General features: G+C 69.5%; 7 protein-coding genes. 6 read left to right on the forward strand and 1 reads right to left on the reverse strand.

Going from position 1 to position 7,665, the window contains the following annotated elements; genetic code table 11:
• Window positions 1–96: 96 nt before the first annotated feature.
• Window positions 97–1,176 carry a PA0069 family radical SAM protein gene (locus V7067_RS12850; RefSeq protein ID WP_334176299.1) on the reverse strand — a complete coding sequence of 360 codons (1,080 nt, stop codon included), beginning with the start codon at window positions 1,174–1,176 and terminating at the stop codon, window positions 97–99.
• 370 nt (window positions 1,177–1,546) lie between these two features.
• Between V7067_RS12850 and V7067_RS12855 the strand changes: the two genes are divergently transcribed.
• From V7067_RS12855 to V7067_RS12880, 6 genes are all read left to right on the forward strand, one after another.
• Window positions 1,547–2,221 (forward strand): glycosyltransferase, encoded by a 675-nt coding sequence (locus V7067_RS12855; RefSeq protein WP_334176300.1) that lies wholly within the window; start codon window positions 1,547–1,549, stop codon window positions 2,219–2,221.
• Window positions 2,222–2,256: 35 nt separating this feature from the next.
• Entirely contained in the window at window positions 2,257–3,219 is a 963-nt protein-coding gene (locus tag V7067_RS12860; RefSeq protein WP_334176301.1) for a uracil-DNA glycosylase family protein, read from the forward strand.
• A 429-nt stretch (window positions 3,220–3,648) separates the two neighbouring features.
• The gene (locus V7067_RS12865) at window positions 3,649–5,058 is read left to right on the forward strand and encodes a cytochrome ubiquinol oxidase subunit I (RefSeq protein WP_334176302.1); all 1,410 of its coding nucleotides are present in this window, start codon (window positions 3,649–3,651) and stop codon (window positions 5,056–5,058) included.
• A gap of 7 nt (window positions 5,059–5,065) precedes the next feature.
• Window positions 5,066–6,079: a cytochrome d ubiquinol oxidase subunit II gene (gene cydB / locus V7067_RS12870; protein WP_334176303.1), complete on the forward strand. Its 1,014-nt coding sequence runs from the start codon at window positions 5,066–5,068 to the stop codon at window positions 6,077–6,079.
• Window positions 6,080–6,245: 166 nt separating this feature from the next.
• The gene (locus tag V7067_RS12875) at window positions 6,246–7,097 is read left to right on the forward strand and encodes a S49 family peptidase (RefSeq protein WP_334176304.1); all 852 of its coding nucleotides are present in this window, start codon (window positions 6,246–6,248) and stop codon (window positions 7,095–7,097) included.
• Between the two features lie 29 nt (window positions 7,098–7,126).
• Window positions 7,127–7,318 (forward strand): hypothetical protein, encoded by a 192-nt coding sequence (locus V7067_RS12880; RefSeq protein WP_334176305.1) that lies wholly within the window; start codon window positions 7,127–7,129, stop codon window positions 7,316–7,318.
• Window positions 7,319–7,665 lie beyond the last annotated feature (347 nt).

Consider the following 7,665-nt stretch of genomic DNA (forward strand, 5'->3'; position numbering starts at 1 on the left):
TCCGGCCGGACCGGCAGTGCGCCCGGAAGCGGCGGAGCCGGCGCTCCGTGCCGCAGGCTCTCTCTCCGGCACCGGCCATCCACGGCCGGGGTGGGCTCAGAACAGGCTCAGCTGGGCGTGCTGCGCGGCCGGCGGCTCGAACAGGTCGCTGCGCAGCCGCAGTTTGCGCTGGTTGAGCCCCAGCCTCTTACAGGCCAGTTCGAAGCGGCGCCCGATGGTCCACGCATAAGGCCCGTCGCCGGACATACGCTTGCCGAAGCGGCTGTCATAATCCTTCCCGCCCTGCATTTCGCGCACGATGGCCATGACGCGGCGGTAGCGGTCCGGCTGTTCCCGCACCAGCCAGTCCTTGAAGAGATCGGCGACCTCAAGCGGCAGGCGCAGCATCACATAGCCGGCCTCCGTGGCACCGGCGGCGTGAGCGGCCTCCAGAATGCGCTCGATTTCAGGGTCGGTCAGCGTCGGCACGATGGGCGCCACCATCACGACAACCGGAATGCCGGCGTCACTGAGCGCGCGGATGGCCTCCAGCCGCAGCGCAGGCGTGGAGGCGCGCGGCTCCATGGAGCGGGCCAGCGCGCGGTCGAGCGTGGTGATGGAAATGCACACCTTCGCCAGCCCCTTCGCCGCCATGGGGGCGAGCAGGTCGATATCGCGGGTCACCAGCGCGTTCTTGGTGGTGATGGCGACCGGATGGGCGGTGCGCTGCAGCACCTCCAGAACCGCGCGGGTCAGGCGGCGTTCACGCTCGACCGGCTGATAGGGATCCGTCGCGGTGCCGAGGGCGAGCGTGCGGGCGCTGTAGCCCGGCGCCGACAGATCGCGCTCCAGCACCTCGGCGATGTTGGTTTTTGCAAACAGCCGGGTCTCGAAATCGAGCCCGGCGGAAAGACCGACATAGGCGTGCATCGGCCGGGCATAACAATAGGTGCAGCCGTGCTCGCAGCCGCGATAGGGATTGACCGACCGGTCAAAGCCGATATCGGGCGAGGTGTTGCGCGTGATCGCCGTCTTCGCGCGCTCCTCGCGCACCTCGGTGCGCAGCGGCGGCGGCGCGTCCTCGCCGGCGGCGGGTTCGTGAAGTGCGACCGCCATTTCGCGCACTTCGGTCTCGAAACGGCCGCTCGGGTTCAGCCCTGCGCCCCGGCCGCGCAGATTGCGTGCCGTGACCGCCATGGTGAACTCGGGCGGTGCCTCGCCCCAGCCCTCGCCGGGCAGATCGTCGGCCGGCCTCGGCGGCTCGGCCGGGCGGCTGTTGAGCCGCGGCGGCGCCGGGCGGGACGAAGACGCAGGTGTCCGCAACGGCCCCGCCGCCGGCTCCGCGACCGGGAAAAGCGCCGGGGGCGGCATCTGCGATTCGCGACTGTGCTGGACCCGGGCCGTCATGGGCCGCGCTCCCCTGTTCAGCCTGTGCCGCCCGAACGGCACGGAGTGAAACGAAACACGAACATCATAGCGGCGATAAACGAACGGAACAAGAACAATGTCGGTCGCCCGGCGGTCGCGGCCTCTCGCCCGTGCGGCGGAAAGCGTGTAAGAAAGAGCAATGATTACCGTGGTCATTCCGACATCCAACAGTGAGATGAGCCTCGCCTACACGCTGTCGTCGCTGGTCGCGGCGGCGGCCGAGGGCGTGGTGCGTGAGGTCGTGGTCGTCGATACCGGCTCGGGTGACGGCACGCTGGAGATTGCCGACGATTCCGGCTGCCTCATCGTTCAGGACCGCCGGACGCTGGCCGAGCGCCTGCGGGCGGGGGCGGCGGCGGGCCGGCGCGGCGGGTGGCTGTTGTTTCTGCGGCCGGGCGCGGTGCTGGAGGCCGGGTGGCAGAACGAGGCCGGCGGCTTTGCGGAGCGCGCTGAGCGGGCCGGGCAGGGGCGCGATGTGGCCGCCTTCTTCCGCCTGCAGCTCGACGAGATCGGGGCGGGCGCGCGGCTGGCGGAAATGCGCCACGCCCTGGCGGGCCGCCTCTTTGCCCAGCCGGTGGCGGAGCAGGCCCTGCTGCTGCCGCGGGTGCTCTACGAGCGCCTTGGCGGCCATCGCGATGTGCCGCGCTATGAGGATATCGACCTGATCCGCCGTATCGGGCGCAGCCGCGTGCGCATGCTGCACACCGCGGTGCGGGTGCCCTCGCGGGCCGGCATGGCGGGCCGCAGCCGGGTGGGCGGCGCCCTGCTGGCGCTTCAGGTGCCGCCGTCGCTGCTGTCGCGCATCGGGGCCTGAACCGGCATGGCGCGTACCTGCAGGCGGACCGCCCGATGACCCCGGCCGAACGCGCCCGACTGGGCGACGACCGGCAGGCCGCGCTCGCCGCTCTCATGGAGTGGTATGCCGCGATGGGCGTGGACGGCGTCGTCGGCGAGCGGCCGTTCGACTGGCTGGCCGCGCCGGTGCCCGAGCGGGGGCCGGCGGCGGGGGCCCCGGAAGCGGATCGGGCTGCATCTTCGGAAACGGAGCGTTCCGGCGGAGACCCGTCCGGCGGCAGAGCGGCGGCCGGGCAGCGGTCGGCGCCGTTGCCGCCCGGCGGGCCGGCCCGGGGGCGCGAGGCCCTGCCGGCCGCGCCCGCGGCATCCGTCATGGTGCCCGGCGCCGCCACGGTGCCGGACGATATGGCCGTCGCCAATGCCCGCGCGCTCGCCGCCGGGGCTGCCACACTTGAGGAACTGCACGCCATTCTCGCCGGTTTCGACGGCTGCAACCTGAAGAAGACGGCAACCCGGCTGGTCTTTGCCGACGGCAACCCGGCGGCGCGGCTGATGCTCGTCGGCGAGGCGCCGGGGCGCGAGGAGGACATTGCGGGCCTGCCGTTTGTCGGCCGGTCCGGGCGCCTGCTCGACCGCATGCTGGCGGCCATCGGGCTCGACCGGTCCGGGGTCTATATTGCCAATGTCGTGCCCTGGCGGCCGCCCGGTAACCGCACGCCCAGCCCGCAGGAAACCGAGATCTGCAAGCCGTTTATCGCGCGGCAGATCGAACTCGTTTCGCCCGATATTCTGGTGTTTCTCGGCGGTGCATCGGCCAAGGCGCTGACCGGCAGCAGCGACGGCATTCTGAAACTGCGCGGCCGGTGGATGGACTATACCGGCGCGGGGCATCCGATTCGCGCCATGGCGACGCTGCATCCCGCCTATCTCCTGCGGCAGCCGGCGCAGAAGCGTCTGGTGTGGCGCGATTTTCTCGCCATCCGTGCCGCGCTGGCCGGTGGCGCGGCGCCGCGCTGACCTCACATTTTGCTGATCGGCCGGCCGGATCGCAGGCTATGGCGCGTCTTTGTGCCACGGCGAAGGTGCTGCGCGGCCGGGGCCCGAAAGCGGCCGGCCGGCACGCAGAGCCCTCTGCCGGCGCAGATCCACATTTGAGTAAAGTCAAAAACATGCTGTTATTGCCGGCACTTGAGTGCGTGCAGGCCGCGGCCGGCGGTTGCGCTCCGGCGGGGCCGGTCCGGTAGCCGGCGCTGCCTTTGGCTGCGCGCCGCGGGGGGCTGCGGCCGTTGGCGGCGCGGTGGCGGCGGCTTGTCAGGCGGCGCCGGGGACCGCACCATGGGGCTGCCGCGCAACGGGCGACGCGCGGAAGGTGCGTTGTCCGGTTCGTGCAACGGGGCCCTGAGGCCGCTCGCGCATGACGAATCCCAGGGGAGAGGGAAAAGCACAATGCTCGATGCACTCGATGCGGTTCTGGTATCCCGCCTGCAGTTTGCCTTCACGGTCGTCTTTCACGTCATCTTTCCAAGCTTCACGATCGGTCTTTCGGCGTGGATTGCCACGCTCGTGGGCCTGAATGTGGCGACCGGCAATCCGCTTTACGACCGCCTTGCCCGCTACTGGACGAAGGTGTTTGCCGTTTCGTTCGCCATGGGCGTGGTTTCGGGCATCGTGCTGTCGTACCAGTTCGGCCTCAACTGGAGCCGGTTTGCGGAGGTCGCCGGCAACGTGATCGCGCCGCTGATCGGCTACGAGGTGCTGACGGCGTTCTTTCTTGAGGCGACGTTCCTCGGCCTGATGCTGTTCGGCTGGGACCGGGTGCCGAAGTGGCTGCATTTTGTCGCCTGCCTGCTGGTGGCGCTGGGCACCTGCTTCTCGGCCTTCTGGATTCTGTCGGCGAACTCGTGGATGCAGCATCCGACCGGCCACATCGTGCGCGACGGCATCGCCTATCCGCACGACTGGCTGCAGATCATCTTCTCGCCCACGTTCCCGCTGCGCTTCTTCCACATGGTGCTGGCGGCCTTCATCACCACCGGCTTCGTGGTGTTCGCCACCGGCGCCCGCTGGTGGCTGCAGGGCCGTTTCATGGACATGGCCGAGACCTCGGTGCGCATGAGCCTCGGCCTGCTCATCGTGCTGGTGCCCATTCAGGGCTTCATCGGCGATGCCTCGGGCGAATCGGTGCGCGTGCACCAGCCGGTGAAACTGGCCACCATCGAGGGCCACTGGGGCGGCGACGATAAGCCGGGCGCCGGCGTGCCGCTGGTGGTGTTCGCCATTCCCAATGCCGCGACGCGCACCAACGATTATCAGATTGCCATTCCCCACCTCGGCAGCCTGATCGTGACGCGCTCGTGGGATGGCACCTATCCGGGCCTTTCCACCTTCCCGGCCGATGACCTGCCGCCGCTGGTGCCGCCCTTCTTCGGCTTCCGCATCATGGTCGGCCTGTGGGCGATCATGATGGCCACGGTGCTGTTCGGTGCCTGGCAGTGGTGGCGCGGGCGGCTGTTCAGCGCCGGGCCCTATCTGCGTGCCGTCAGCTTTGTCTGGCCGATCGGCTTCCTCACGGTCATCTCGGGGTGGATCGTGACCGAGGTCGGCCGCCAGCCGTGGGTCGCAACCGGCATTCTGCGCACCGCCGATGCCCATTCGCCGCTGTCCATGGCAACCGTGCTCACCACGCTGGTGCTGTTCATGCTGGTCTATTTCATCGTGTTCGCGGCCGGCGTGACCTACATCCATCGCCTGCTGAAACGCGGGCCGGTGGATATCCATATCGACGACAGCGGTCTGCGCCGCCCGATTTCTGCCGCCCACGATGCCGGGCGCGCCATCAGCCAGCCGGGGGAGTGAGGCAACCATGATCTTCATGGAATTCTATCTGCCGGTCATCTGGGGTCTGCTCATCGCTGTCGCGATCGGCTTCTACGTGGTGCTCGACGGCTTCGATCTCGGCGTCGGCATTCTCTTCCCGTTCCATCGTGGGGAGGCCGCCCGCGACCAGATGATGGCCTCCATCGCGCCCTACTGGGATGGCAACGAGACATGGCTCATCCTCGGTGGCGGCGCGCTGTGGATCGCCTTTCCGCAGGCCTATGCGGTGGTGATGCCGGGGGTTTACCTGCCGGTGGTCATCATGCTGCTGGCGCTGGTGCTGCGCGGCGTGGCGTTTGAGTTCCGCCACGTCTCCAAGCCGCATCACGGGCGCTGGGAAGTGGCGTTTGCAGGCGGCTCAACGGTGGCAGCCTTCTGCCAGGGGCTGGTGCTGGGAACCGTCATCGAAGGGCTGCCGATGCAGAACGGGGCCTTCGCCGGCGGACCGTTCGAGTTCGTGCGGCCGTTCGCCTTCCTGTGCGGTCTGGGCGTGGTGGCGGGCTATGCGCTGCTGGGCGCCGGCTGGCTGATGGTGAAGACCGAGGGGCCGGTGCATGAGACCGCGCGCCATCTCGCCCGTCCGCTGTTCGGTGCGCTGATCGCCTTCATTGCCGTCGTCAGCCTGTGGACCCCGCTCGCCATGCCGTGGATCGGCGCGCGGTGGTTCTCCGTGCCGATGATCTGGTATCTCTGGCCGGTGCCGCTGCTGACGCTGCTGATCGCGTGGATCGCGCTGCGCGGCATCGAGCGCGACAAGGGCCTGCGCACGTTCGTGTGCGTGCTGGCGCTGTTCCTGCTGTGCTTCGCGGGCCTCGGCATTTCCACCTTTCCCTATCTGGTGCCGCCGACGCTCGATGTCTGGCAGGCGGCGGCGTCGCCCGACAGCCAGATGTTCATGCTGATCGGCGCGGTTGCCATGCTGCCGATCATTCTGGCCTACACCGCCTTCGTGTACTGGACCTTCCGCGGCAAGGTGCTGCCCGGCCAGAGCTATCACTGAGGCGCCTGTTACTGAGGCACTCGTCACCGAGGCGCCTGCGCACTGCAGCCCTGCCGCCGGCAGCCTGCGACGGCTGGCGGCGGCAGCGTTCCGGCTCTATCCTTGCCCCATGTTCCTGCGGCCACGGCGCCGGGGATGCCAGCGGGAGGCGGGGCCGGTGTTCGGCATGATCCGACGTTATCTTCCCGGCCGCTTCGGTGCGCGGCCGGTGATCGTGCCTGTGGTGCGCATTTCCGGTGCCATCGGCATCGATGCGCCGCTGCGGCCGGGCGTGACGCTGGCCGGTCTTGCCCCGGCGCTGGAGCGGGCCTTCGGCATGAAGCGCGCGCCATGCGTGGCGCTGATCGTCAACTCGCCCGGCGGTTCGCCCGTGCAGTCGCACCTGATCCACCGCCGTATCCGCGCTCTGGCTGCGGAAGAGGGCAAGGCCGTGATCGCCTATGTGGAGGATGTGGCGGCCTCCGGCGGCTACATGATCGCCGCGGCGGCAGACGAGATCGTCGCCGATGCCGCTTCGGTGGTCGGCTCCATCGGCGTGGTCTCGCAGGGCTTCGGCTTCACCGGTCTTCTGGAAAAGCTCGGGGTGGAGCGTCGCGTCCACACCGCCGGCGCGCGCAAGGCGATCCTCGATCCGTTCCGCCCGGAAGATCCCGCCGACATCCGCCATCTGGAAGCGCTGCAGCGCGAGATCCATGCCGGCTTTACTGCGCTGGTGCAGGCGCGGCGTCCTAATCTTGCCACGGATGAGCCCGATCTTTTCTCCGGTTTGTTCTGGACGGGCGAGACGGGGCTGAAACTGGGCCTCGTGGACCGGCTGGGCGATCTGCGCGCCGATCTGCGCGGCCGTTATGGCGCGGCGGTGAAGCCGGTTCAGGTCGGCGGCGGGCGCCGCTGGCCCTGGCAGCGCCGGCCGGGCGGCCTTGCCGCCGATGCGGCGGCGCGCGCCGGCGGGGCCGCGGCGCAGGCACTGGCCGGGGCGGCGGAAGAACGGGCGCTCTGGGCGCGATACGGGCTGTGAGACCCGCCGGCGGCGGAAGGAGACGGGAAATGCCTCAGTTTATTGTTCTGGCCGCGATTGCCGCCACCGTGGTGGGCTGGAAGTTCGTGCGCCGCGAGATGGCGCGGGTCGACGAGCGCATGGCCGAAACCCGCCGTGCGGCAGAGGCGGTGAAGCATCCGCAGCCCGGCGTCACGCTGGTGCGCGACCCGGTCACGGGTGTGTTTCGCCCGCAGGCCTGAAGGCGGCGCGCCGTGTGCGCGGCCGGCCGGGCGCAAGGCCCGCTTCTGCGACGGCGGTTTCTTCCCCCCGCCGCAGGTGCGGGCATGGTGCGATCATGCGGCCGACAGGCGCGCAGCGTGAAGGCCGGCCGCAGGGCCGGCTTTTTTATTGCGCCGAATCCGGTGCCGGGTGCGATTCCACGGCGGTGCCGCGCAACGGTTATCCACAGTGATTGCAGGGGCTTCGCGCCAGAAATCCTGCGGTTTGCTTCGCCGGCTGCGGTTCCTGCCGGCAAGGCTGCTTGACATTCTCCGGCCGGCATCGTACCTCGCTCACACCTTGACGCGGCCGGAACGAAACGGACCGG

This window comes from Pseudoxanthobacter sp., assembly GCF_036822375.1.
In the GTDB taxonomy this organism is placed as follows: Bacteria; Pseudomonadota; Alphaproteobacteria; order Rhizobiales; family Segnochrobactraceae; genus Pseudoxanthobacter.

Excerpts from the sequence above, each read along its gene's own strand:
- V7067_RS12865 (WP_334176302.1), top strand. The coding sequence starts at position 3,649 with ATGCTCGATGCACTCGATGCGGTTCTGGTATCCCGCCTGCAGTTTGCC.
- cydB (WP_334176303.1), top strand. The coding sequence starts at position 5,066 with ATGATCTTCATGGAATTCTATCTGCCGGTCATCTGGGGTCTGCTCATC.
- V7067_RS12855 (WP_334176300.1), top strand. The coding sequence starts at position 1,547 with ATGATTACCGTGGTCATTCCGACATCCAACAGTGAGATGAGCCTCGCC.
- V7067_RS12850 (WP_334176299.1), bottom strand. The coding sequence starts at position 1,176 with ATGGCGGTCACGGCACGCAATCTGCGCGGCCGGGGCGCAGGGCTGAAC.
- V7067_RS12875 (WP_334176304.1), top strand. The coding sequence starts at position 6,246 with ATGATCCGACGTTATCTTCCCGGCCGCTTCGGTGCGCGGCCGGTGATC.
- V7067_RS12860 (WP_334176301.1), top strand. The coding sequence starts at position 2,257 with ATGACCCCGGCCGAACGCGCCCGACTGGGCGACGACCGGCAGGCCGCG.
- V7067_RS12880 (WP_334176305.1), top strand. The coding sequence starts at position 7,127 with ATGCCTCAGTTTATTGTTCTGGCCGCGATTGCCGCCACCGTGGTGGGC.